The organism is Xanthobacter sp. ZOL 2024, from assembly GCF_052932325.1.
In genome coordinates this window covers 2,523,926-2,549,600 of sequence record NZ_CM128808.1, presented here as the reverse complement: position 1 = coordinate 2,549,600, position 25,675 = coordinate 2,523,926, and the positions used below count along the sequence as shown (strand labels likewise).

The following is a 25,675-nucleotide window of genomic DNA, read 5'->3' as shown; positions in this document are numbered from 1 at the left end:
CATGCTCGATTACGAAACCCTTCGCCTGATCTGGTGGGTCCTGGTCGGCACCCTCCTGATCGGCTTCGCCATCGCCGATGGCATGGATATGGGCGTGGGCACGCTCTTGCCCTTCCTTGGCAAGAATGACGCCGAGCGGCGGGTGATCATCAACACCGTCGGCCCGCACTGGGACGGCAACCAGGTGTGGCTGATCACCGCCGGCGGCGCCATCTTCGCCGCCTGGCCGGCGGTGTATGCCGCCGCCTTCTCCGGCTTCTATCTCGCCATGCTGGTGGTGCTCATGGCGCTGTTCCTGCGGCCGGTGGGCTTCGACTACCGCAGCAAGATCGCCGATCCGCGCTGGCGCAATGCCTGGGACTGGGGCCTGTGCGTGGGCGGCCTGGTGCCGGCCCTCATCTTCGGCGTGGCCATGGGCAATGTGCTGCAAGGGGTGCCATTTTACCTCGACAGCTTCCTGAAGCCCCATTACGGCGCTACCTTCATCTGGGCCCTGCTCGGCCTTCTGAACCCGTTCGCGCTCCTGGCCGGCATCATCTCCGTCGGCATGCTCACCATGCACGGGGCGGTGTGGCTGCAGCTGCGCACGGAAGGGGAGATCCAGGCCCGCGCCCGCGGCGTGCTCGGCTGGCTGCCGCTGGTGGTCACCGCTTTGTTCGCCCTCGCCGGCGTGTGGGTGGCGTTCGGCATCGATGGCTATCGCATCGTCTCCCAGCCGCCGCTCACCGGCCTGCCCAACCCGCTGGCCAAGGAAGTGGTGCGCGAGCCGGGCGCCTGGCTCACCGTCTACCGCACCCTGCCCATCGCCATGGTGGTGCCGGCCCTCGGCCTCATCGGGCCGCTGCTGGTGGCGCTGCTGGCCCGGGCCGGCCGGCCGGGCTTCGCCTTCGTGGCGAGCGGCCTCGCCCTGGCGGGCATCATCGGCACCGCGGGCGTGTCCATGTTCCCGTTCGTGATGCCCTCCACCATGAGCCTCAACTCGTCGCTGACCCTGTGGGACGCCGCCTCCTCGGCGCTCACCCTCAAGGTGATGCTGGGCGCCGTGGTGATCTTCCTGCCCCTCGTCCTGCTCTACACCCTGTGGTGCTACCGCACCATGTGGGGCAAGGTGACGGTGGCCGACATCGAAGAGCGCAAGCACCAGGCCTATTGAGGCCCGCGATCAGCACACGCCCCGGCCCGATGGGCGCGGGGCGTGCGAATTCCCATCAACCGCGATCGGTCTTTTGATCGCAGTGAAGGAGAGGCGGACATGTGGTATTTCGCATGGGTCCTCGGCGTCACGGCCGCGCTGGCCATGGGCGTCATCAATGTCATGTGGTTCGAGTTCCAGAACGAGTTCGACGAGACCAAGGGTGACCAGAAGGCCCCGTGATCTCGCGCTGATCACGGGGAGAAGGCGTCATCACCGACCGCGAGTTAGAGCAGAGGCCTGACCGCAAGAAGCTGTCCGCCTTCCTGTCCCGTTTCCGCCCCTCGGCGCGCCGTGAGCTCAACCTCACCATGACGCTGTCGCTGGTGACGGGTCTCCTCATCATCCTCCAGGCGTTCCTGGTGGCGCGGATCCTCAACGGGGTGCTGTTCCAAAAGCTCCCCGTTGCCGCCTTTCCGGTGGAGATCGCCGCCCTTCTCGGCGCCATCGCCGCCCGCTTCCTCACCGTCTGGGCCACCGAGCGCTTCGGCTTTTCCGCCGCTGGCAAGGTGATGCGGGCGCTGCGCGCCGAGCTGCTGGACCGGGTGGAGAAGATCGGCCCGGTGGGCCTTGCCGAGACCCGCACCGGCGAGATGGTGGCCGCCCTCGCCGACGGGGTGCGGGCGGTGGAGCCCTATTATTCCCGCTACATTCCCGCCTCCGTCCTGGCGGTGGTGCTGCCGCTGGCCATTATCGTGGTGGTGTTTCCCCTCGACTGGCTGTCGGGGCTGGTGTTCCTCGTCACCGCGCCGCTGATCCCGGTGTTCATGATCCTGATCGGCAAGGGGGCCGAGGCGCTGAACCAGAAGCAGTGGCGGCGCCTTGCGCGCATGTCCGGCCACCTGCTCGACGCGGTGCAGGGCCTTGCCACCCTGAAGGCCTTCAACGCCGCCGGCCGCATGGCGCGGCAGGTGGCGAGCGTCGCCGATGCCTATCGCCGCGACACCATGGCGGTGCTGCGGGTGGCCTTCCTCTCCTCCCTGGTGCTGGAATTCTTCGCCACCGTCTCCATCGCCCTGGTGGCGGTGTTCATCGGCTTCCGCCTGCTGTGGGGCGAAATGGCCTTTTTCGAGGGCCTGTTCATCCTGCTGCTGGCGCCGGAATTCTATGCCCCGCTGCGGGCCATGGGCACCGCCTACCACGCCCGCATGGAGGCCATCGGCGCCGCCGAGCGCATGGTCGCCCTCGACGACCTGCCGGCGCTGGCGGAAACCGGCGGCAGCACGCCTCTGCCCCATCCCGAGCGCATCGAGATCCGCTTCGAGGATGTGCACTTGACCTTCCCCGATGGCCGCCGCGCCCTCGACGGGGTCAGCTTCACCGTGGCGCCGGGCGAGACGGTGGCGCTGGTGGGCCCCTCCGGCGCCGGCAAGTCGTCCCTGCTGCATCTGCTGCTGGGCTTCGTGAAACCCACGTCCGGCCGCGTGCTGGTGAATGGCGTGCCGCTGGCCGAGCTGGACCTCGCCCAATGGCGCAGCCGCATCGGCTATGTGCCGCAGCGCCCGCGCCTTTTCGCCGGCACCCTCGCCTCCAACATCGCCCCCGGCGAGGCCGCGCCCGATGGCGAGCGCCTTCGGCAGGCGGTGGCCCAGGCCGGCCTTGCCGATGTGGTGGCGGCCGTGCCCGGCGGCCTCGACGGCACCCTCGGCGAGGGTGGGACCGGCCTGTCGGGCGGCGAGGCCCATCGCCTTGCGGTTGCCCGCGCCTTCTATCGCGATGCGCCCATGATCGTGCTCGACGAGCCCACCGCCCACCTCGACCATGAGAGCGAGGCGCAGGTGGAAGCCGCCCTCGCCCGCCTGCTGCCGGGCCGCAGCGGCCTCATCGCCGCCCATCGCCTCGCCAGCATCTCCAGCGCCCGGCGCATCGTCGTGCTGAACCACGGCCGCATCGCCGAGGAAGGCGCGGCCACAGCCCTCCTCGCCAAGGGCGGCCTGTTCGCCCGGCTGGCCTCCGGCGACACCGAGCTGTGGGAGGCCGCCCAATGAGCGATCTCAAGCGCCTTCTCAGTCTCATGCGGCCGCAGGCGGGGTGGATGGCCCTGGCTGTGCTGCTCTCGGCCCTCGCCACCTTGTCCCACATTGCGCTGATGGCCACCTCCGGCTGGTTCATCACCGCCATGGCGCTGGCCGGGGCGGCCGGCGTCTCCATGAATTATTTCACCCCCGCCGCCTATATCCGCGGCTTCGCCATCTCCCGCACCGCCGGGCGCTATGTGGAGCGGCTGGTGGGGCATGAGGCGACGCTGAAATTCGTGGCGCGGCTGCGGCCATGGTTCTTCATCCGCCTCACCCCGCTTGCCCCCGCCGCCCTGGAAGACCAGCGCAGCGGCGATCTCCTGGCCCGCCTCAAGGGCGACATCGACCGGCTCGAATTCGCCTTCCTGCGCATCCTCTCGCCGCTGCTGGCGGGAGTGCTGGTGCTCATCGTCGGCCTCTGCGTGGTGGCGCGTTATGACGCGGCCATCGCCGGCGTGCTGCTGGTGGCGGCCCTCAGCGCCGGATTCGGCCTGCCCGCACTGCTGCAGCGCCTCGCGGCGCCGGCAGCGCGGCAGGTGACGGCCCGCACTGCCGAGCTCAACGCCCAATTGGTTGATCACCTGGAGGGGCGCGCGGAACTCGATATCTATGATCCTGAGCGGCGCCACCGCGCCGCCCTCGACGCCACCAGCGATGCCCTCATCACGGACGAAAAGCGCCTCGCAGGCATCGCCGGCTTCGGTGGCGCGGGGGTGGGCCTTGCGGCCCAGCTGAGCCTGCTGGCGGTGATCCTGATCGGCGCGCCGCAGGTGCTGGCCGGGACCCTGCCCGGCGCCGACCTGCCCATGCTGGCCCTGCTCTCCCTCGCTTTGTTCGAGGCGGTGGCGCCCCTCCCCCTCGCCTTCCAGACCCTGCCGGGCACCCTCGCCTCGGCTCGCCGCATTTTCTCTTTGGTGGACCGCCCCGCCCCGGTGGCCGAGCCGGTGACGCCGCGCGATGTGCCGGCAGCGGGCGCCCTCACCTTCACCCATACCGGCCTTACCTACCCCGGCGCCGGCAGCGCCGCGGTGACGGACGTGAGCCTTTCCCTGGAGCCCGGCCGGCGGATCGGCCTCATCGGCGCCAGCGGCTCGGGCAAGTCGAGCCTGGTGGCGCTGGCCCTGCGCTTCCGGGCGCCCAGCGCCGGCACGGTGAGCTTCGCCGGCACGGACCTTGACGCCTATGGGGCCGATGCCTGGCGCCAGCGCCTCGCGGTGCTGTCCCAGCACGATCACCTGTTCTCGGCCACCCTGCGCGACAACCTGCGCATCGCCGCCCCCGAGGCCACCGACGCCCAGCTGGCGGCGGTGCTGGAGCGGGCCGGGCTGACCGCCTTCGTCGCCGCCCAGCCGGCCGGGCTCGACACCTTCGTGGGGGCCCATGGCGCCAAGATCTCCGGCGGCGAGGCCCGCCGCCTGGGCCTCGCCCGCACCCTGTTGAAGGATGCACCCATCCTGATCCTCGACGAACCCACCGAAGGCCTCGATGGCGAGACCGAGCGGCGGGTGATGGACGGGGTGATGGGTGCCCTCGCCGCCGATCAGGCCCTGCTGCTCATCACCCATCGCCGTGCCCGTCTGGAGGCGATGGACGAGGTGCTGCTGATGGAGGAGGGCCGCATCACCGCCCGTGGTGCGCCGGCCGAGATGCTGCGCCACATGGAGCGGGCCCCGGGAGGCGCCGGGTGAAGCACGTCGCCCTTGCCGAAGCCTGGACCGGCGTTGCGGACTGCAGGCACTGCACCATCCGCAACGCGGTGCTGTTCGCCGGGCTGAAGGAGGCGGATTTCGACCAGTTGCACCGGCCGATCGACCAACTGGTCTATGCACCGGGGACGGAGATCTACAGCGCCGGCGGCCCGGCCCACACCCTGTATACGGTGCGCAGCGGGCTGGTGAAGCTCACCCAATACCTGCCCGACGGCACCCAGCGCATCGTCCGGCTGCTGCGCAAGACTGATCTGTTCGGGCTGGAGGCGCTGATCGACGACAGCTATCCGCACACCGCCACGGCCCTGCACGCCACCGAGCTATGCCGGCTGCCCGTGGACGTGGTGCGCGCGCTTTCCCACGGCAACAGCGGGCTCTATCACGAGCTGATGGCGCGCTGGCACAAGGCCCTGTCCAGCGCCGACCGCTGGATCACCGAGTTCTCCACCGGCGCGGCGCGCGAACGGGTGGTGCGCTTCCTCATCTGGCTCGCCGAGCCGGAGGAGGGCGCCCGCTGCGAGCTGTTCAGCCGCGAGGACCTGGGCGCCCTGCTGGGGCTCACCACCGAGACTGCCAGCCGCACCATGGCGGAGTTGAAGCGGCAGGGCTTCATCCGGGAGCCGAAGCCCAATCAGATTGTCTGCGACCTGCCGCGCCTGCGCCAATTGGTGGAGCCCTGAGGCTCAGGCGCCATAGCCCAGCAGCGCCCTGCCCGAGCGGTACAGCACATAGACGGCCACCGAGGCCACCACCACGGCGAAGATGCGGTTCAGCGTGTTCTTGTTGGCCCCCAGCCGGGTGGCGAGCGCCATGCCCGCCACGCCACCGATGAGGCCACCGCCGAGGAATTCCGCCGCCACGCGCCAATCCACGAGGCCGGACGCGGCATAATTCACCGCTGTGGCAAGGCCGAACGTGCCCACCGCCAGGAGCGAGGTGCCCACCGCATAGATGGTGGCCATGCCGGTGGAGAAGATGAGCGCCGGCACGATCAGAAAGCCGCCGCCGATGCCGAACAGGCCGGACGCCATGCCGGTGGCGAGCGCCGCCACCCCCGCGTTCACGCACAGCCTCCGGGTGATGACCGGCATGTCGGCGGAGGTGACCGCGCGCGGCCGCAGCATCAAAGCGGCGATCAGCGCCATGACGAGGCCGAACAGGAACAGCAGCACCTGGCCATTGGTGAGCTTGCCGATGGTGGAACCGATGAGCGCGCCAAGGGTGCCCACCGCCGTGAACACCACCGCGCAGCGCCACATCACATGGCCCTTGAGGGCATGGCCGATGAGATTGGCATAGGCATTCACCGACACCGCCAAAGCGCCGGTGCCGAAGGCGATATGGGGTTCGCCCACCCCCACCACATAGAGCAGCAGCGGCGTCGCCAGCACCGACCCGCCACCGCCGATGAGGCCGAGGATGAAGCCGGAAAGGGCGCCGGACAGGACGGCGGAAACGGTCTGGAACAGCACGGGCGAACCTGAACGGAAAACCCCGGCGCAGGCCGGGGGAGGCGGCCGCCTGCGCGGTCAGAGGGTATCGAGGGGAACCTTGAGGAAGCGCTTGCCATTGGCTTCCGGCTCCGGCAGCTGGCCGGCCTTCATGTTCACCTGGAGCGAGGGCAGGATCAGCCGCGGCATGCCGAGCGTGGCATCGCGGGCGGTGCGCAAAGCGACGAACGCCGCCTCGCTCACCCCTTCGTGCACATGGATGTTGTGCGCGCGCTCCTCCGCCACCGTGGTCTCATAGCGCACCTCCCGCCCGCCGGGCGCGTAATCGTGGCACATGAAGAGCCGGGTCTCGTCGGGCAGCGACAGCACCTTCTGGATGGAGCGATAGAGCACATGGGCGTCGCCACCCGGGAAATCCGCCCGCGCGGTGCCGCCATCGGGCATGAACAGGGTGTCGCCCACAAAGGCCGCGTCGCCGATCACATGGGTCATGCAGGCGGGGGTGTGACCGGGCGTATGCAGCGCCTGGCCCTCGAGCCGTCCGATGGTGTAGCGGTCCCCGTCCTCGAACAGATGGTCGAACTGGCTGCCGTCGCGGCGGAACTCGGTGCCCTCGTTGAACACCTTGCCGAAGGTGTCCTGCACCACGGTGATCTGCGCACCAATGCCGATCCTGCCACCCAGTTCCCGCTGGAGATAGGGCGCGGCGGAGAGGTGATCGGCGTGCACGTGCGTTTCGATCAGCCATTCCACGGTCAGGCCATGGCCGCGCACGAAAGCGATGATGCGGTCAGCGGAGGAGGTGGCGAGGCGGCCGGCCGCGTAATCGAGATCGAGCACACTGTCGATGACGGCGCAGGCGGACGAGGCCGGATCCTTCACCACATAACTGATGGTGTTGGTGTCGGGATCGAAAAAGCCCGTCACCTCGGGGCGCAACGGAGCGGAAGGGGACATGAACACGCCATCCTGGAGGCCGGCCAGCAGCCTGGCCCGGGGGAATGAATGGTGCGCGAGCCGTCACTCCATTCATTCATGACTATGAATGTTTGACCGATATAGGCGCGCCAGCGGCAAACTCAAGTCCCCTGCAGCCGCAGCCTCCGCCCGCCGCCCCAGCAATGCCGGCAGACCGTCGCGAAAACGACCGCGCATCCACCATTTTGGGGATGTCGGCGCGACCGCTTTCGTAGGATGAAGGTGTCACGCGAGTTCGTCCGGTCCTCCCGGGTCGCGTTCAGCCTGACGGCCTTCCCCCGCAGGTCGTCAGGCTGACTTTTTTTGCTCAGGCCCGCACCGCGCCCCGGCCGGGCCGAAAGGCAGAAATCTGCCAGCCCTCCGTTTCCATCGTTCCGCCAGCCCCCGGCATGCGCGCGCTCAGCCAGCAGCGGGTGGGCAAAAGCGGCAGGCGCGCCGCCTGCCGCAGGGCGGCGGCATCGGTGGGCAGATCGGCGAGCCGGGCGCGCATGTCGTCTTCCTGCGCCGGCGTCAGCCCCTCGGCGATGATCACCAGCCGGCCGCGCATGTCGAAGCGCCCGCGGTGGCTGGGCCAGCGCGGCAGGCGCACCGGGGCATAGGCCACCTCTCCCACCGCCTGCACCACCACCGGCCCGGCAAGGCCGGCAATGTTCATGACCCCCTTCACCCGCAGCAGCGCAGCGCCATAGCTGGCCAGGATCTCGCCCAGGACCACCGCGAACCCCCGCCAGGGCAGCGGCCGATCGAATGTCATGCTGAAGCTGGAAACATGGGCGCCGTGGCGCGCCACGGGCGCGTCCTGTTGCGGATCATCGCCCCCCAGCCACTGGGCGAGCGCCGCCCCGCCGGGCGGCACCGCATAGACGCCGGCGCCGGCCAGCAGCGTGGCGTCGAGCACCCCATGGCAGGCTTCCACCCGGAGGGCGCTGGGGTTCAGCGCCGCCAGCCGCGCATCCAACGCCTCGCGAGTGGAGCGATCCGCACAGTCGCCTTTGGAGATCACCAGCCGATCGGCCAAGGCCACCTGCCGGCGCGCTTCCTCATGGGTGTCGAGCTGGGCCGCGCCCCGGCCGGCGTCCACCACCGTCACCACCCCATCGCAGCGGAAGCGGGTGCTGACAAAGCGCTCCTGCATCAAGGTCCACACCACCGGCACGGGATCGGCAAGGCCGGTGGTTTCGATCACCACCCGGCGCACCTGAGGAATCTGCTGGCGCGCCAGCCGATCGTGCAGATCTCGCAGCGCCGCCACGAGATCGCCGCGCACCGCGCAGCACACGCAGCCGGACTCGAGCAGCACCATGGTCTCCCCCAGGTGCTGCACCAGGTGATGATCAATACCGATACTGCCGAACTCATTGATGAGAAGCGCCGTGCCCGCGAATGCGGGCTGGCGGACCAGGTGGTTCAGCAAGGTGGTCTTGCCGGCGCCGAGAAAGCCGGTGAGCAGCAGCACCGGAATGCGGCCGTCGCCTTCCGATGCGAGCGGCATCTGCACCTGCGGGCCAGCCGCATCGACGTCATGGTCCATGGCGTTCCTCCGGATCTTGTGTGTTCTGAGGTTGGCTTACCGCAGCAACCGCCATGCCAGCGTCGCAGCCATAGACCATGCGCCTCACAGCCGGCCTGATCCGTTCGATTTTCAGCCGCCCGATCGACCGAAAATCGAACGGCCCCGCCCGTGGCGCCGGTCACACCAGCAGAAAGTTACCTCCCCGCACACCGAGATCCGGCCGCAGGCGGCGCGCTGCACCACCGCGCCTATTGGCACGAACGATGCTACAGTGCGCTCTTCAGCACGGCACGCACGTCCCAACGGCGGCGGGCCGTGTCATCGCCAGCGCCGCGGCCTGGGAACGCATGCTTGGAACCGTGCGGCCGCGCCCTGCGATGCCGAAACAACATCACCGCCGCCTGCCCGCAGAGCCAGACGTCAGATCTGTCCGGGGAAAGGCTCGGTCGGCCCAGCCGGCCCGGTGAAGGGGAGGACGACCGCATGCCTTTCTCAAGGCCCGGACAGAAATTCTCGGTCCCCGAGAATGACGAGAAGATCATGGCCTCGTGGGAGCGCTTCCTGCACGGCAACGAGCCGGGCTCCGACGCGCTGCGCCGCCTGGTGGACGATTCCTGGCGCCGCTGCGCGAGCGGCAGCGTGGATCCCCGCCGCGATCAGGCGCCGCCGCCCATGCGGGAGGATTCCCTGTTCTCCCTGCGGGACGACTGCAGCGACCTCCTGGAAGCCAGCGCCCCGGTGATGGCCTCGGCCCGCGAGCTGCTCTCGGAAACCGGCACGGTGATGGTGCTGACCAACGAGGCCGGGGTCATCCTCAACCTCGAAGGGGATTCCCGCCTGCGCGACGCGGCGGAGAACATCCACCTGTTGTCCGGCGCCACCTGGAGCGAAATGACCTGCGGCACCAATGCCATCGGCACGGCCATCGAGGTGGGCCAGCCGGTGCAGATCCATTCCGCCGAGCATTTCTGTTCCGGTATCAAGCGCTGGTCCTGCTCCGCCGACGTGATCCGCGACCCGTTCGATGGCACCATCCTCGGCGTGGTGGACGTCTCCGGCCTCTCCGACACATTCAACCGGCACAGCCTGGCGCTGGTGGTGGCCACCGCCGGCCGCATCGAGAACCGGCTGGCGCAGATCGAGATGGATGCGCGCTTCCGCCTGCTGGAACGCTGCATGGACCGCCTCGGCGCCGGCACCACCGATGGGGTCATCGTGTTCGATCGCCACGGCCGGGCGGTGAAGACCAATGCCACCGCCACCGATGCGCTGATGGAGCTGCGCCGTCGCCACCCCGACCTGCCGGCGCCCGACGATGTCGGCGCCCTGCGCTTCCACTGGCGCAAGGGCGACAGCCTGCCCCGCGAGCTGCCCGCCTGGGTCCGCCGGGAATGGCTGGAACCGGTGGAGGTGGACGGCGAACGGCTGGGTGCGGTGCTCTCCCTGCCCATCCGCCGTGCGCCCGCCCCCATCGCCCGCGCCACCCCGGAACCGCCGCCGGCCGCGCAGACCGCCGCCTTCTCGCGCCTCGTGGGTGATGCGCCGGCCCTGCGCCAGTCCATCGCCCGCGCCCGCCAGCTGGCCAAAAGCCGCGCTCCGGTGCTGCTGCTGGGCGAGACCGGCGTCGGCAAGGATGTGTTCGCCCAGAGCCTGCACGCCGCCAGCACCACCCCTGAGGGTCCGTTCGTGGCCCTGAACTGCGGCGGCCTTTCCCGCGAGCTGCTCTCCAGCGAGCTGTTCGGCTATGCGGAAGGCGCCTTCACCGGCGCCCGGCGCGGCGGCATGACCGGCAAGATCGAGGCGGCCGACGGCGGCACCTTGTTCCTCGACGAGATCGGCGAGATGCCGAAGGACCTGCAGCCCCATTTCCTCAGGGTGCTGGAATCCGGCGAGGTCTACCGCATCGGCGAGACCCGGCCGCGCAAGGTGAACTTCCGCCTTGTCGCCGCCACCAACCGCGACCTGCGGCAGGAGGTGCGCGCCGGCCGGTTCCGCATGGATCTGTTCTACCGGGTGGCGGTCACCTCCATCACCATTCCGCCGCTGCGCGAACGGGCCGAGGATATTCCCCTCATCGCCCGCCACCTGGTGGCGGAGCTGGCCCGCCGCCAGGGGGTGCCGGCGCTGCCCCTGGCGCCCCGGGTGCTGGACCTGTTCGCCGCCTATGGCTGGCCCGGCAATGTGCGCGAGCTGCGCAACGTGATCGAGAGCATGCTTCTGACCAGCGAAGGCAGCGTGCTGACCGAAGCGGACGTGCCGGACGAAATCTGGACGGCCGGCGACGGCATCGTCGCGCCAGCGGACGATGCCACAGGCCCGACGCCGACCGTGAGCGGCCTCACCGGCATGGAAGCCGCCGAGCGGGTGGCGCTGGTGCGGGCCATGCAGGCGCATCGGGGCAATGTCACCGCGGTGGCCCGCGGCCTCGGCATCGCCAAGAGCACCGTCTACGCCAAGCTGCGCCGCTATGGCCTGGAAGGCGCCGTGGACGAAGTGCGGCGCACCTCGGCTTAGAACATTCCACCAGTCTTTCGGACTCATCCGCCGAACTGGCCAACACTTTCAATTTTAAACGATAGAAAAATCCCACTACAGTATCGGCCTCACGCAATCGGCACGGCTTTTGCAAAAATCCCAACGGCTTTCGACTCCCCCGAAAGACCTCCTCCACGCCGCAGGCCTTGGTCTGCGGCGTTCTTTTTTGCCTTCATACGTTTTGCATCGCAACACTCTCTCGCCTGCGTCGCAGCATGCCGACCGAAATCCGAACGTGTATTCGCAAAGACGTCTCCTGAAATGAGGCGCCACAGCGCGAATCTTTTTCAGTCGATGCGGATTCCTTGAAAATATTCGTTTTGCGCTGGTCGCCGTCACTTGGCACATCGCTTGCGATCGTCCCCCTGCAATCCGTTTCACATGCTCCAGCCCGGCCGCGCGCCGACCGGGTGCCCGAAGGGGCGGGGCAGACATCCGGCGGGCATGGAAAAGAAAAGGGAGGACTGTTCTCGCATGGCCCTGCAGATCAATATCGATAATGGCGGCACCCTCACCGACATCTGCATCATGGCGGATGACGCGGTGAAGAAGACCAAGGTGCTCACCACTCCCTATGATTTGAGCAAATGCTTCTTCGAGGGCCTCACCAAGGCCTCCGGCGTGCTGTACGGCGCCCCGGATGTGAAGCGACTGCTCGAGGAAGTGGACCTCATCCGCTATTCCACCACCCAGGGCACCAACGCCATCTGCGAGCGCAAGGGGCCGCGTCTCGGCCTCATCCTCGATGCCGCCGCCCATGATCTGCCGAGCCGGCTCGCCGCCCATGACGCGGACGTGTTCGAGGCCCTGGTGGGCGACCGCATCGTGTTCCTCGATGCCGCCGCCGTCACCGGCGAGAACGCCGACGTGGACGTGGTGAAGGCCATCAACGCGCTCACCGCCGCCGGCGCCAACCGCCTGGTGGTGAGCTTCGCCGGCGCCGATTTCCAGGCATTGGAGGATCGCTTCCGCCTCGTCGCCCTGCGCAAATATCCCCGCCACCTGCTGGGCGCGGTGCCGATCCTCTACGGCTCCGACATCACCACCGATGCCGATGGCGAGCGCCGCACCTGGACCGCCCTCATCAACTCCTTCCTCCACCCCTCCATGGAGGCCTTCCTCTTCAACGCCGAAAACCGGCTGCGGGCCTATCGCACCAAGAATCCGCTGCTCATCTTCCGCAATGACGGGGACGCCTCCCGCGTCGCCAAGACCATCGCCATCAAGACCTACTCCTCCGGCCCCCGGGGCGGCATGGAAGGGGTGAAGGCCTTCTCCCGCCGCTACGGCTTTACCGACAGCGTCTCCATCGACGTGGGCGGCACCACCACCGACATCGGCCAGTACAGGGATGGCACGGTGGCCGAGGTGCGGCGCGGCCATGTGGAAGGCATCTCCGTCTCCTTCCCCCTGTGCGAGATCCTCAGCGCCGGCGCCGGCGGCTCCTCCATCTTCAAGGCGGTGGAAGGGCGCATCGTCATCGGCCCGGAGAGTGTGGGCGCGGTGCCGGGGCCGGCCTGCTTCGGCCGTGGCGGCCAGCAGGCGACCATCACCGACGCGAGCCTGCTCAGCGGCCTGTTCGATCCCACCTCCTATTTCGGTGGCGGCATGGGGCTCGATGTGGACCGCGCGGCGGCGGCGGTGACCGCCAACATCGCCACGCCGCTGGGCATCAGCCTCGACGAGGCGCTGATGCGCATGGAATTCGCCTATGAGGAGAAGATCGCGGCGGAGCTGCACCGCTTCACCCACATCAGCCCGGACACGGTCATGCTCGCCTTTGGCGGCGCCGGCCCGCTCAATGCCTGCGGGGTCGCCGACAAGGCCGGCATCCGCCGCGTCGCCATTCCGCAGATGGCCGCCGTGTTCTCTGCCTACGGCATCGGCGCCTGCGACATCTCCCAGCGCTACCAGGTGAGCCTTGCCGATCCGGCGACGCTGGAGGAGACGCTGCGCACGCTCAAGGTGAAGGCCGCCCGCGACATGTTCGCGGAAGGCTGCGCCGAAGGCACCTACACGGTGGAGGCCCGCCTGGTCGCCGATTTCGGTGAAGGCCGCACGGAAGCCTTGCCGCTGGGCGACCAACCGGTGGTGCCCACCGCCTTCGCGGCGGCGCGCAGCCTGGATCTCGAACTGAAGGCGGTGAAGGCGCTGCGCTCGGCGGCGGAAACCGCGGCCAGCTTTGCCCGCAAGGCCCCCGCCACCGCCCATGGCAAGCGCAACGTGCTGGTGCGCGAGCATGGCCGCATGGACGTGCCGGTCTATCGCCTCGCGGACCTTGCCGCCGGCGACTTCGCCGCCGGGCCCGCCATCTTGGAAGAAGACTATTTCACCTGCCGCGTCCCCCGGGGCTGGCAGTTCGTCATCAGCGACGCAGGCGACATCCTGCTGAGCCGGGAGGATTGAAAAACATGAAAATCGCCATGACCGAATATCTGCGCATCGATACGCAGTCGGAAAAGTGGGAATGCCGGGTTTGCGACCATGAGATCGCCTCGGCCCGCGGGAACTACAAGGAAGGCCTCCTCGTCTATAATCGCGACCCCACCGAGATCCACCCGCCCATCATCGATCCGCAGAAGTATCGCTTCACCTTCAGCCCGGATCCGGAATGGGTGCGCATCCTGGAATTCTGCTGCCCCCACTGCGGCACCCAGGTGGAGACCGAATACGCCATTCCCGGCCATCCGCCCCTGCACGACATGGACGTGGACCTCGACGCCCTGAAGGCCCAGTGGGCCGCCCGCGGCGAGGCGGCCGCGCCCTATGCCGGCCCGGCGGTCACCCGCGACGACGGCCACAGCCACTGACGCCAACCGCGCGGGTGCCGGGACACGCGCCCTTGAGCGCCCGCGCGGCCCGCAGCACCGACAACGGCGCCACACGCCTTAGGGAGGACACATGAAACGCGTTTCCGTGGACATCGGCGGCACCTTCACCGACTGCTTCGTGGTCTGGGACAAGCAATATATCGAGGCCAAGGCCCTCACCACCCACCACAACCTCGCCATGGGCTTCAACGAGGCGCTGGGCAAGGCCTGCGGCGTGCTGGGCCTCGAGCTGGAAGAGATCCTCGGCGCGGTGGACAGCGTGCGCTACGCCACCACGCTGGGCACCAACGCCCTCATCGAACACAAGGGCCCCAAGATCGGCATGCTCGTGACCGCCGGCTATGAGGCCACGGTGCCGCTCAGCCGCGCCCGCGGCTATGGCGAGGGGCTGGACAATCTCGGCCAGCAGGACATGCCCAACGCCCAGCGGCCCGACCCGCTGGTGGAAGCCCACATGATCCGCGGCATCCGCGAGCGGGTGGATTTCCAGGGCAAGCTCGTCATGCCGCTGGACGAAGAGGACGTGCGCACCCAGATCCGCGAGCTGGTGAACCGCGGCGCGCAGATCATCGTGGTGGCGCTGGTGAACGCGGTGGTGAACCCGGCCCACGAGCAGCGCATCGAGGAGATCCTGCTGGAGGAATATCCCTCGCACCTGCTCGGCGCCATTCCGGTCATCCTCTCCCACCAGGTGGCGGGGCGCAAAGGCGAATATGTGCGGGCGACCTCGGCCATCGTCGACGGCTACCTGCACTCCACCATGTATCACGCCCTCTCGGCGCTGGAGCAGAACCTGCGGGCCCATCGTTACGAGAAGCCCATGCTGGTGATCCACAATTCCGGCGGCATGGCGCAGCTCAATTCCACCGATGCGCTGCAGACCATCCATTCCGGCCCGGTCTCCGGCATCGGCGCCTCCGAGCATCTCGCCATGCTCACCGGCCTCGGCAATGTGGTGGCCACCGACATGGGCGGCACCAGCTACGACATCGGCATCGTGGTGGAAGGCGGGGTGAAGCATTACGACTTCAACCCGGTCATCGACCGCTGGCTGGTCTCGGTGCCCATGGTGCATCTGGTGACGCTGGGCGCCGGCGGCGGCTCCATCGCCTCCTACGACCGCATGTACAAGACCGTGAAGTGCGGCCCGGAAAGCGCCGGCTCCGATCCGGGACCGGCCTGCTACGACCGCGGCGGCATGCGCCCCACGGTGACCGACGCCGATCTGCTGCTCGGCTATCTCGATGCGGAAAATTATGCGGGCGGCTCCATCCCGCTCAACCCGCGCCGCGCCAAGGCGGCCATCGAGGATGCGCTGTGCGATGACCTCGACTGCTCGGTGATCGAAGCGGCCCTGCTGATCCGCGAGAAGGTGGACGACAACATGGCCAACGGGCTCTTCACCGAGCTGCGGGCCCGGGGCTACGACCCCAAGGACTTCACCATGCTCGCCTATGGCGGCAACGGCCCGCTGCACTGCTGCGGCATCGCCCAGAACCTCAATATCGACCGCATCCTCGCCCCGCCGCTCTCCTCCGTCTTCTCGGCGGTGGGCGCGGGCAACATGCACCAGCTCCATATCCACGAGCAGTCGCTCTACATGGTGCTGTATGACAGCAACACCCGGGCCCTGTTCGACGACTATGACCGCTTCAACGCCATCGTCGCCGATCTGAAGGAGCGCGGCACCCAGGACCTGCTGCGCCAGGGCGTGCCGCTGGCTGACATCCGCCACAACCTCGAACTGGACATGCGCTACGGCAACCAACTGGTGCAGACCACCGCGGTGATCGGGAAACACGAGGTGCAGGGGGCGGGCGACGTGCTCGCCATCATCTCCCAGTTCTCGAACGACTACGGCAAGCGCTTCGGCGAGGGGTCGCAGGCACCGGAAGCGGGCATCCGCATCAACACCATCCGCGTCGCCGCCTATGTGCACCACGAGACGGTGCAGTTCGACGACATCAAGCCGGTGCCGGAAGCGGAGCGCAAGGCGCCGCCCGCCCCCGCCTCGGTCCGGGTGTGCCACTTCGTCGGCCAGGACGGGCCGGTGGAAACCCCGGTGTGGAGCCGCGCCGCCATCGCCCCCGGCGTCGCCATCGAGGGGCCGGCCATCGTCGCCTCGGAGGTGACCACCTTCCTGGTCAATCCGGGCTGGACCTTCGTCGCCGCCAAGCAGGGCGCCTCCTGGTTCCTGCGCGCCAAGACGCCGGACACCACCCACTGATGCCCTCCCCCCGCCACGGCGGGGGGACACGCGCCCTGGCGCGAGAAGCCACCAATATGGTCCGGGAGGACACCCCATGAACGACATGAGCAATACCGGTCACGGCAAGCTGCCCAGCAGCGAAGACGTGGCCCTCATTCAGAAGTTCCTGAACGACACCACCTTGTTCCTCGGCCCCGATCCCGAGATCATGCAGAACCATGATCTCATGCCGCGCTCGGCGGATGAGGAAGCGGCCATCGCCACCTCCTGCGACGCCCACACCATCGCCAAGATCCGCGATCGCATCCAGTCGGGCTGTGACGAAGGCTATGAGATGGTGGAGCAGATGGGCGCCGCCCCCGGCGCCAAGTGGGGCGATGTCATCACCGGCGTCTATTCGGCGTCCGGCGACCTGGCCATTGCGTCCGCCGGCGGCGTGCTGATCTTCTCCGCGCTCGTGCACCACCCCATCAAGTTCATCATCAAGAACTGGATGAACGATCCCACCGTCGGCGTGCGCGAGGGTGATGGCTTCATCCATAACGACAGCCGTTACGGCAACGTGCACAACACCGACCAGTCCATGATCCTGCCCATCTTCCACGAGGGCCGGCTGGTGTGCTGGGTGGCCTCCACCGTGCACGAGGGCGAGAACGGCGCCATCGAGCCGGGCGGCATGCCCTCCATGGCCGAGAGCCCCTCGGACGAAGGCCTCAAGATGAGCCCGTTCAAGGTGGTCGAGAACTACCAGATCAAGCGCGACATTCTCACCTTCCTGCAGAATTCGGTGCGTGAGCCGAAGCTGCAGTATGAAGACATGAAGGTGAAGCTGTTCGCCTGCCTGCGCATCAAGCAGCGGCTGGAAGAGACGCTGAAGACCGATGGCGCCGACGCCCTCATCTCCACCCTGCGCCTGACCATGGAGAACGTGCGGGCCGAGGTGAAGCGCCGCATTTCCCAATGGCCGGACATGACGGTGCGCACCTACATCATCCAGGATTCGACCCTGCGCGAGAATTGCGTGGTCAAGATCAACTGCAAGCTCACCAAGACCGGTGACCGGCTGATCTTCGATTTCCGCGGTTCGGCGCCCGAATTCACCAATCGCGCCACCAACACCATCGTCGCCGGCCTCAAGGGCATGCTGGCCCAGGTGTTCCTGTGCTATGTGTGGCCGGACCTGCCGCGCGGCCAGGCGGCGTTCGCGCCCATCGAGGTCATCACCGACCCCCATTCCATCGTCAACTGCTCCTATGACGCGCCCAATTCTCAGTCGCTGATGTCCATCTTCACGGGCTTCACGGCGGGCCAGCACGCGGTGGCGAAGTTCCTCTACTCGTGCCCGGAGAAGTTCACGAAGGTGCATGCGCCCACCTTCAACATGATCAACACCTTCATCTGGGGCGGCGTCTCCCAGCATGGCGAGACGCTGGGCAATCTCTGCGCCGATTTGAACGGCATGGGCGCCGGCGCCACCATCGATCGGGACGGCGAGCATGCGCTGGCGCCCATCTTCGCCACCATGGCCGACATCGGCGAGCAGGAGCTGAACGAAGAGGAAGTGCCCTTCTTGCAGCTCGTGTCCAAGAAGATGACGCGCGATGCCATCGCCCCCGGCAAGTATCGCGGCGGCCAGGGCTACACCATGATGGTGGCCACCAAGGACAGCGAGCAGTGGGGCTTCATGACCACCGCACAGGGCGCCAAGATCCCCCCGCTGCAGGGCCTGTTCGGCGGCTATGCCTGCGGCACCTATCCGCTCTCCAAGGTTCAGGGCGTGGACGTCTACGACGTGCTCATGAACACGCCGGAGAAGTTCAAGCACTCCATCGAGGAGATCATGAACGAGCAGCCGTTCGAGGGGGCGAGCTACACCACCCACCACATGGGCATGGGCTTCGAGATCTCCAAGCGCGGTGAATTGTTCATGATTTCCCAGGGGGCCGGCGCCGGCTATGGCGACCTTCTGGAGCGCGACCCCACGAGCGTCATCAAGGACATCGAGGACGGGCTGATGTCGCCGGAGGTGGCGGCGCGACTCTACAAGGTGGTGTTCGATCCCGTGACCCTCGCCATCGACGAGGCCGCCACCGCCGAGGCCCGCGCCGCCGAGCGCAAGGCCCGCATCGCCCGCTCCACGCCCTATTCGGAGTTCGTGAAGAGCTGGAGCAAGCCGACCCCGCCGTCCCACCTCCAGTATTTCGGCGCCTGGGGCGATGACGTGTCGGTGCTCTACATGGGTTCACCCGAGAAAACGCGCGACGCCGCCACGCCCCGACCCAATTACATGGCCCATCCCAAGGATGTGCGTATCGCCGAGCTGGAAGTGCGGCTGGCGGCGCTGGGCGGCATGGGAGGCGAGAAGCAATGAGCCCCCGCCTCGCCGATGACCTGCCCCGGCCATCCGGGGTGCCCGGCATCCGCGTGTGGCTGAAGTCGTCGGGCTATGCCCGGCGGCTTCTGCTGGGCGCCGCCGGCGACCCCTGGGAAAGCGCCGCCGGCTATCTCGCCTTCTTCAACCAGGCCCACGGCCTGCTGCGCCCCGATGTGGGGGTGGTGGATGTGGGCGATCTCTACCGTTCCTGGGCCACGCGCCACCCGGCGCTCGCCGCGGAGATGGGATCGAAGAAGCGCGCCGCCTTTCCCCTGAAGCGTATGCTGGAGGAGGAGGGCCCGCGCAGGCTCCTGGCCGAGGTGGTGGAAGCGGTGGCCGCAAGCCTGCGCGGCCAGACGCCCCTGGTGCTGGCCGCGCCTGCCCCCCGCCGCTGGCTCACCGAGGCGGCGCAGATGGCCGGCCGCGACGGCATCGACGTGGACGCGGACATGGTGGAGGACGCCGCCATGTATATGGCCGACCTCATGCGCGCCGTTTCCGCTTTGCCCATCGGCGGCCTGCTGCTGGAAGAGGGCGCCGATACGCCTGCCACTGACCGCGCCGGCTATCGGCCGCTGGTGAACGTGGCCCGCCACTACCGCTGGGGCCTCGCCCTGCGCGGCAGGGCGGGCGCCGCCACGGGGGATTTCGACACCCTCATCGCCCCGCGCCCGACCGACAGCGACGCCCACGGCGATGTGGCCCTCGGCCTCGACGTGAGCAACACGCTGTGGGACGGCACGGAGCTGGCGCCGCTGGCCGCCGGCCAGTTCTACTTCGCCGAGATCCCGGTGGGGGCGGAACCCGAAGCCGTGCTGCACCATCTCGCGCGGCTGCGCGGCTGAGCTGCACCCTCGCCGAGGCTGGAGCGCGCGACCCTCCGGCCTCGGACCGCCCCCTGCCGCCGTATTCCCGGGCGGGAGGGGGCTATCGGACAAAACTCAAAATCAAAAGAGTCCCGGAGGAAACATGACCACCACCATCCAGCGCGCGCTGGCGGCGGGCCTGTGCGCCCTGCCCCTGATGCTCGGCAGCGCCCACGGCGCCGACGTGAATTCCACCGATTACCTGCCGGCGCCGGCCGGCACCAATCTTCTGGTCTTCTACAGCCAATACGCCACCCGCTCGGAATATATGAGCACATCCGGCCAGACGATTTCCAGCAAGACCGGCCTTGATTCCTACGTCGATATTCTGCGTTACGTCCATTACATGGACATCGGCGGCATCCTCATCGCGCCGCAGGTGCTCCTGCCCGCCGGAACCCTCTATAACGGGCGCATCGCCGGCACCGATCTCAATGCCGCAGCGGGCCTTGGCGATCCCATCCTCGCCACCACCGTGTGGGTGGTGAACAACAAGGCCACCGAGACCTATGTGGGTCTCATGCCTTACCTGTTCGTGCCGCTCGGCCAATATTCCTCCGGCGAGGCACTCAACCTCGGCGAAAACCGCTGGAAACTGGATCTCCAGGCGGGCTGGTACCAGGGCCTCGGCCAAGGCTTCGCCCTGCAGCTCACCGGCGACGTCATCTGGTATGGGGACAATACATCCGCCGGCAACGGCACCCAGACCCTGAGCCAGGACAACACCTACCAGGTCCAGGCCTGGTTCTCCTATGGCTTTGCCGAGACCTGGCGGGCGGCGGTGGGCTACTCCCGCTTCTGGGGCGGCACCGAATATCTGGGCGGCGTCGCCACCGGCAACGCCACCGAGCGTGACCAGGTGCGGCTGGAACTGTCGAAATTCATCACCCCCACCTTCCAGGTGCTGGGTCTGGTGCAGCGCGACTTCAACACCTCCGGCGGCTTCCCGGAAGACTTCCGCGGCACGGTGCGACTGCTGCAGGTGTTCTAGAGCCGCGGCTCAGGGCGCGGGGGTGTCCGGGTCCAGAAGACTGCGATTGCGGCCGGACCTCTTGGCCTCATAGACCATGAGGTCGGCGCGATGGATCACCTCGGCGAGAGTTTCCGTCGCGCCCGCCTCCGCCACACCGAAACTCGCGGTCACCTTCCGTCCATCGCCGAGAACGTCGAACGTGGTCGCCTGCAGCAGTGTGCGGATGCGCTCCGCGAGGCCCACCGCACTCTCGCCGGACGCGCGCGGCAGCAGCAGCACGAACTCCTCGCCCCCAAACCGGGCCGCCACGTCCCAATGGCGCAGCTCGCCGGAGAGCAGCTCGCCGACCCCGTGCAGCACCACGTCTCCGGCGGGATGACCAAAGCTGTCGTTGATGGTCTTGAAGTGGTCGATGTCGCAATAAACAAGGCTCAGCGGCCGCATGGCGGCATCGCGCCAGAGCGGCTCCGCCTTCAGCTGAAAGCCGCGGCGGTTGAGAAGGCCGGTGAGCGGGTCGACACTGCTTTCCTGGCGGAAATCCTCGATCACATCGAGGGCCACGGCCACGAACAGCAGGAGGCCGATCAGCAATCCGCTGATGAAGATGGTGAAGTTCAGCACCTGCCAGAAGGGCGAGGTGCGGAACACCTCCAGCAGCTGGCGCCGCTCCACCCCGGCCTGCAGCAGCTGCTCATATTGGGCAAGCTCACCGGTCAGCGGCACCGTCAGCGCGGTGCGCACGAAGAACTGCAGGCCGAACGCCAGGAAGATCCAGAAGAAGGCGCGATCCAGGGGGGTGCGCACCTGGCCGTGGAACCGCAGGCGCAGCGCCGCCACCGTGCAGATCAGCCCATAGCCGAAATTCTGCGCATAGATACGGGAGATGAGGCTGCGGTCGACGTAATAGAAATGGACGGTGAGCAGCATCACGGTGATGGCCATGGCGAGGCTGAAGACCTCGCGCCGCGTTTCACCGAATCGCCCCTCGATACCCTTCACCAGCAGGAGGATGCACAAGGTGTAGCCCGCCCCGGAGAGCACCGCATTCAGCCCGGCATCGGCCGGCACATGGGCCATCTGCGTGAGCGCTGCCACGGTGTAGCAGAAGAAGGCCAGCGCGAGGATCAGCAGGTAGAGGCGGGCGCGGCGATAGAGCCAGGCGAAGAAATACAGCAGCGCGAAGAACAGCGCGACGATCGGCCCCGTGTACATGTACAGGCCGCTCGACGTCATCGCCCGCTCCACCCCCGCGCTCGGATCAGCACCCTTAGATGACCGACATCTTAGACATCACCGCCCGCAAGGAGTCACACGCCGTTCAGGCGGGCCGCGCGTGGCTCCACCTAGACGAGTGCCGCACAAAGTCAAGGCGCGGGGCGCTCAGCGCCGGTAGATCCAGCGACGAAGCTCCTGCTTCAGGCGCAGGAAGTCATAGAAGGTGAAGGCCAGCAGCGCCGTCGCGGCCAAAGCGAGGATCGCCGAGATCGTCGCCGGCCATTCCAGGGCCGAGGCGCAGAAATCATAGACCAGATAGGCGAGCAGCGCGGTGACCGCCGCCGCCACGGCGAAATAGATGCGCGCATCGAGCCGCGCGAGGGTGATGCCCACGCCCACCCAGATGATGACGGCGATGAGGATCACCCACCCCCAGCCCAGGCCGAACTGCCGCGCCACGAAATGTCCACCGACGGCGCACAGGAGCACGAAACCGACAAGCAGCAACAGCCCGGCGCGCAGACGCAGGATGCCGACCTTGGACGTCGCGGGCGATGGACTGGACATGAAACCCTTCCTCACGTGAGATGGCGCGGCGCGACAGTTCCCGCGCCGGCCGAACAAGGATGCCCACGATGCGGCGAATGCTCGTCGTACTCAATGCCAAAGCCGGCCGTGTCACCGACTTCGGCGCCGAGCCGCTTCGCCGGCAGGTGGACTCCAGCCTGACGCGAGCCGATCTCGACGTTCAGGTGGCGGTCGCCGCCGGCGCCGAGCTGGCGGCCCTCATCCGCCGCGCGCCCCTCGATGGCTATGACACGGTTGTGGTGGGCGCCGGCGACGGCACCTTGTCCCTCGCCGCCGCCACTTACGCCAATTCCGATACCGTGCTCGGCGTGCTGCCGTTCGGCACCATGAATCTGCTCGCCCATGACATCGGCATCCCGCGCGATCTGGCCGGAGCCCTCGCCGCCCTGGCGCAGGCGGCGCCCATGAAGGTGGACCTGGGGCTGGTCAACGGGCGGCCGTTCCACGGCGTCTCCGGGGTCGGCTTCTTCAGCCAGATGGCCCTCGCCCGCGAGCAGGAGCGCGAGCGGCACGGGCGGGTGCTCGGCTGGCTCATCGCCCTGGGCAAGGCCGCCTTCCGCGCCGGCCGCATGTCGCTGGAGGTGGAGCTGGCGGGCGCCCGGCAGCCGATCGAAGCCTATGCGGCGCTGGTGACCGTCAATGCCTTCGACGCGCCAGGCCTGCACCGCTCGCGCCTCGACGGTGGGCTGCTGGAGGTGCTGGTGGCGGAGGATCGCGGCGCCTTCGCCCGGCTCAAGGCCGGGGCCGACGTGCTGGTGGGGGCGTGGCGCGACAATCCGGGCATCCACCTGTTCTCCACCCCGCGCGTCACCATCCACGCGCGACGCCACCGGGCGTGGGTGGCCACCGATGGCGAGGTCACCCGGGAGAGCCTGCCCCTGCGCTATGCCATCGCCCCGCGCGCCTTGAACCTGCTGGTGCCACGCGGCTCGCCCCACTGGCAGGCGGCCCAGGCCACCGACATCACCTGACCGGCTCGCGGGCGCACCGCTTCCCGGCTATGCTGCCTCACCCGCCCCCGAGAAACACACGCCCGAAGAAACACACGCCCCCATGAGCCTCCCCTTCGATCCCAGCGATCCCGCCTATGAAGCGCGCGTGCGCGAGAGCTTCGCCCGCCAGCCCTTCATGGCCACCCTGGGGGCGGCGCTGGGCGCGGTGGAGCCCGGGCGGGTCGAGGTGGTGCTGCCCTATCAGGACAGCATCACCCAGCAGCACGGCTTCTTCCACGGCGGCGCCATCGGCGCCATCGCCGATACCGCCGGCGGCTATGCCGCCTTCACCCTGTTCCCTGCCGATTCCACAGTGCTGACGGTGGAGTACAAAATCAACATCATGGCACCCGGCCGCGGCGCGCGGCTGGTGGCGGTGGGCGAGGTGACCCGGTCCGGCCGCACGCTCACTGTCACGCGGGTGGATGTCTATGCCGAGGCGGACGGCGCGCGCACCCATTGCGCGACCGCCACCCAGACCCTGATCTGCCTGATGGGCCGCAGCGATGCCCCGACGGCGGCCTCCTGATGCGCTTTCCCACGCCACTGGTTCCCGCGCGGCTGGTCCGCCGCTACAAGCGCTTTCTGGCGGATGTGGTGCTGGAGGATGGCTCTGAAACCACCGTGCACGTGGCCAATTCCGGCGCCATGACCGGGCTTGCCGCCCCCGGCAGCCGCGTCTGGCTGTCGCTCAGCCCCAACCCCGCCCGCAAGCTCGCCTATAGCTGGGAGCTGGTGGAAGCGGATTTCGGCGGCGGGCCGGAGCTGGTGGGGGTCAACACCATGCACCCCAACGCCCTGGTGGCGGAGGCCATCACCGCCGGCCAGGTGCCGGCCCTGGCCGGCTATGACCGGCTGCGCCGCGAGGTGAAGTACGGCGTCAACAGCCGCATCGACATCCAGTTGGAAGCCGACCATCGCCCCCTCTGCCTGGTGGAGGTGAAGAACGTGCACCTCATGCGCGCGCCCGGCGCCGCGGAGTTTCCCGATTGTGTCACCGCCCGCGGCGCCAAGCATCTGGTGGAACTGGCGGCGCAGGCCCGCGCGGGAGTGCGCGCGGTGATGGTCTATATCAGCCAGATCGGCTCGGCCCGCAGCATCGCCCTCGCGCGCGATCTCGATCCGGCCTACGGCCTCGCCTTCGATGCCGCCCGTGCGGCCGGTGTGGAGGCCATCGCCCTCACCTGTGCGCTATCGCCAGAAGGGATCCAGGTGATTGGTGACATCCCGATGATCGGCTGACGCGGGAGCTCCATGCCCGCGCCCGCGCTTGCGTTGACGGCAAGTTGGCCTAAATCTGGAGACAGACATCGGGGCGCCACGGGCGCGCCCGGCAGAAGGCGACATCATGAGCTATGTGGAAGCGGCGGACGCGCCGCTGCGAAAGACCGGACATATCAAGCTGTATGGGCCAGAGGGCTTCGAGGGCATGCGCCGCGCCGGCCGGCTGGCGGCGGAGATTCTCGACGCCATCGCCGAGATGATCGGCCCCGGGGTGACCACCGCCGCTGTCGACAAGCTGGTCTATGACTATGCCGTGGACCACGGCGCCTATCCGGCGACGCTGATGTATCGCGGCTATCGTTACTCGGTGTGCACCTCCATCAATCACGTGGTGTGCCACGGCATGCCCAATTCCCGGCCCCTGCGGGAAGGCGACATCGTCAATGCCGACGTCACCATCGTGCTGGACGGCTGGTATGGCGATTCCAGCCGCATGTTCGCCATCGGCGCCATTCCGCGCCGGGCCGAGCGGCTGCTGGACGCCACCTATGACTCCATGATGCGCGGCATCGCCGCCATCAAGCCCGGCGGCCATGTGGGCGATATCGGCGCCGCCATCCAGGAGTTCGTCGAGCCCCAGCACATGAGCGTGGTGCGCGACTTCTGTGGCCACGGTGTGGGCCGGGTGTTCCATGACGAGCCGAATATCGTCCACGTGGGCGAGCGCGGCCAGGGGCCGGAGCTGGTGCCGGGCATGATCTTCACCGTGGAGCCGATGATCAACCTCGGCCGCCCCCACGTGAAGGTGCTCTCCGACGGCTGGACCGCCGTCACCCGCGACCGCTCCCTGTCCGCCCAGTTCGAGCATGCGGTCGGGGTCACCGAGACCGGGGTGGAGATCTTCACCATCAGCCCGAAGGGCTACCACAAGCCGCCCTACAACATTCCATGACCCGCAAAACGGCACGCTCAGCCATGGCCGAACGTGCCGAAAGTGCGCACCATGG

21 protein-coding genes are annotated in these 25,675 nt (G+C 68.1%); 16 read left to right on the top strand and 5 right to left on the bottom strand.

Annotation, left to right across the window (positions count from 1 at the left end; all coding sequences use genetic code 11):
- The first annotated feature begins 1 nt into the window (after position 1).
- The 5 genes from cydB to ACU4E7_RS11680 all read left to right on the top strand — a co-directional run bounded on the left by cydB (position 2) and on the right by ACU4E7_RS11680 (position 5,599).
- Entirely contained in the window at positions 2-1,153 is a 1,152-nt protein-coding gene (gene cydB / locus ACU4E7_RS11700) for a cytochrome d ubiquinol oxidase subunit II (RefSeq protein ID WP_238119808.1), read from the top strand.
- A 99-nt stretch (positions 1,154-1,252) separates the two neighbouring features.
- Positions 1,253-1,375, top strand: coding sequence for a cytochrome bd-I oxidase subunit CydX (gene cydX / locus ACU4E7_RS11695; RefSeq protein WP_447018959.1), 123 nt, complete (start codon positions 1,253-1,255; stop codon positions 1,373-1,375).
- A 29-nt stretch (positions 1,376-1,404) separates the two neighbouring features.
- On the top strand, positions 1,405-3,180 hold the full coding sequence (gene cydD, locus ACU4E7_RS11690; protein WP_447021623.1) for a thiol reductant ABC exporter subunit CydD: 1,776 nt from the start codon (positions 1,405-1,407) through the stop codon (positions 3,178-3,180).
- A complete protein-coding gene (cydC, locus tag ACU4E7_RS11685; protein WP_447018958.1) occupies positions 3,177-4,898 on the top strand; it encodes a thiol reductant ABC exporter subunit CydC in 1,722 nt (573 codons plus the stop codon). The genes cydD and cydC overlap by 4 nt, the downstream gene beginning before the upstream one ends.
- Entirely contained in the window at positions 4,895-5,599 is a 705-nt protein-coding gene (locus ACU4E7_RS11680) for a Crp/Fnr family transcriptional regulator (protein ID WP_238119804.1), read from the top strand. Before cydC ends, ACU4E7_RS11680 begins: the two co-directional genes overlap by 4 nt.
- Positions 5,600-5,602: 3 nt before the next feature.
- Here ACU4E7_RS11680 and ACU4E7_RS11675 read toward each other — a convergent pair whose 3' ends face one another.
- The 3 genes from ACU4E7_RS11675 to ACU4E7_RS11665 form a co-directional block, all read right to left on the bottom strand.
- Entirely contained in the window at positions 5,603-6,391 is a 789-nt protein-coding gene (locus tag ACU4E7_RS11675) for a sulfite exporter TauE/SafE family protein (protein WP_238119803.1), read from the bottom strand.
- A 57-nt stretch (positions 6,392-6,448) separates the two neighbouring features.
- Positions 6,449-7,327, bottom strand: coding sequence for an MBL fold metallo-hydrolase (locus tag ACU4E7_RS11670; protein WP_238119802.1), 879 nt, complete (start codon positions 7,325-7,327; stop codon positions 6,449-6,451).
- A 328-nt stretch (positions 7,328-7,655) separates the two neighbouring features.
- Positions 7,656-8,879 (bottom strand): CobW family GTP-binding protein, encoded by a 1,224-nt coding sequence (locus ACU4E7_RS11665; RefSeq protein WP_447018957.1) that lies wholly within the window; start codon positions 8,877-8,879, stop codon positions 7,656-7,658.
- Between the two features lie 522 nt (positions 8,880-9,401).
- Here ACU4E7_RS11665 and ACU4E7_RS11660 point away from each other — a divergent pair.
- The 7 genes from ACU4E7_RS11660 to ACU4E7_RS11630 all read left to right on the top strand — a co-directional run bounded on the left by ACU4E7_RS11660 (position 9,402) and on the right by ACU4E7_RS11630 (position 20,667).
- Complete coding sequence (locus ACU4E7_RS11660; RefSeq protein ID WP_447018956.1) at positions 9,402-11,375, top strand: sigma-54-dependent Fis family transcriptional regulator; 1,974 nt, start codon at positions 9,402-9,404, stop codon at positions 11,373-11,375.
- Between the two features lie 495 nt (positions 11,376-11,870).
- Entirely contained in the window at positions 11,871-13,802 is a 1,932-nt protein-coding gene (locus ACU4E7_RS11655; protein WP_447018955.1) for a hydantoinase/oxoprolinase family protein, read from the top strand.
- Positions 13,803-13,807: 5 nt separating this feature from the next.
- Positions 13,808-14,206 (top strand): acetone carboxylase subunit gamma, encoded by a 399-nt coding sequence (locus ACU4E7_RS11650; RefSeq protein WP_238119798.1) that lies wholly within the window; start codon positions 13,808-13,810, stop codon positions 14,204-14,206.
- Positions 14,207-14,297: 91 nt separating this feature from the next.
- Complete coding sequence (locus ACU4E7_RS11645) at positions 14,298-16,454, top strand: hydantoinase/oxoprolinase family protein (RefSeq protein ID WP_447018954.1); 2,157 nt, start codon at positions 14,298-14,300, stop codon at positions 16,452-16,454.
- A gap of 76 nt (positions 16,455-16,530) precedes the next feature.
- Positions 16,531-18,807 carry a hydantoinase B/oxoprolinase family protein gene (locus ACU4E7_RS11640; RefSeq protein ID WP_447018953.1) on the top strand — a complete coding sequence of 759 codons (2,277 nt, stop codon included), beginning with the start codon at positions 16,531-16,533 and terminating at the stop codon, positions 18,805-18,807.
- Positions 18,804-19,655, top strand: coding sequence for a hypothetical protein (locus ACU4E7_RS11635; protein WP_447018952.1), 852 nt, complete (start codon positions 18,804-18,806; stop codon positions 19,653-19,655). Before ACU4E7_RS11640 ends, ACU4E7_RS11635 begins: the two co-directional genes overlap by 4 nt.
- 124 nt (positions 19,656-19,779) lie before the next feature.
- Positions 19,780-20,667 (top strand): transporter, encoded by an 888-nt coding sequence (locus ACU4E7_RS11630; RefSeq protein ID WP_447018951.1) that lies wholly within the window; start codon positions 19,780-19,782, stop codon positions 20,665-20,667.
- A 9-nt stretch (positions 20,668-20,676) separates the two neighbouring features.
- On the opposite strand, the gene ACU4E7_RS11625 is transcribed toward ACU4E7_RS11630, so the two are convergent.
- Positions 20,677-21,882 (bottom strand): diguanylate cyclase, encoded by a 1,206-nt coding sequence (locus tag ACU4E7_RS11625; RefSeq protein WP_447018950.1) that lies wholly within the window; start codon positions 21,880-21,882, stop codon positions 20,677-20,679.
- Between the two features lie 147 nt (positions 21,883-22,029).
- The gene (locus tag ACU4E7_RS11620) at positions 22,030-22,431 is read right to left on the bottom strand and encodes a hypothetical protein (protein WP_238119792.1); all 402 of its coding nucleotides are present in this window, start codon (positions 22,429-22,431) and stop codon (positions 22,030-22,032) included.
- A gap of 77 nt (positions 22,432-22,508) precedes the next feature.
- Between ACU4E7_RS11620 and ACU4E7_RS11615 the strand changes: the two genes are divergently transcribed.
- From ACU4E7_RS11615 to map, 4 genes are all read left to right on the top strand, one after another.
- A complete protein-coding gene (locus ACU4E7_RS11615) occupies positions 22,509-23,423 on the top strand; it encodes a diacylglycerol/lipid kinase family protein (RefSeq protein WP_238119791.1) in 915 nt (304 codons plus the stop codon).
- Between the two features lie 82 nt (positions 23,424-23,505).
- Entirely contained in the window at positions 23,506-23,973 is a 468-nt protein-coding gene (locus tag ACU4E7_RS11610; protein ID WP_238119790.1) for a PaaI family thioesterase, read from the top strand.
- Complete coding sequence (gene sfsA, locus ACU4E7_RS11605) at positions 23,973-24,686, top strand: DNA/RNA nuclease SfsA (protein WP_447018949.1); 714 nt, start codon at positions 23,973-23,975, stop codon at positions 24,684-24,686. The genes ACU4E7_RS11610 and sfsA overlap by 1 nt, the downstream gene beginning before the upstream one ends.
- Before the next feature lie 106 nt (positions 24,687-24,792).
- Positions 24,793-25,620: a type I methionyl aminopeptidase gene (map, locus tag ACU4E7_RS11600; protein WP_238119788.1), complete on the top strand. Its 828-nt coding sequence runs from the start codon at positions 24,793-24,795 to the stop codon at positions 25,618-25,620.
- The last annotated feature ends 55 nt before the right edge of the window (positions 25,621-25,675 follow it).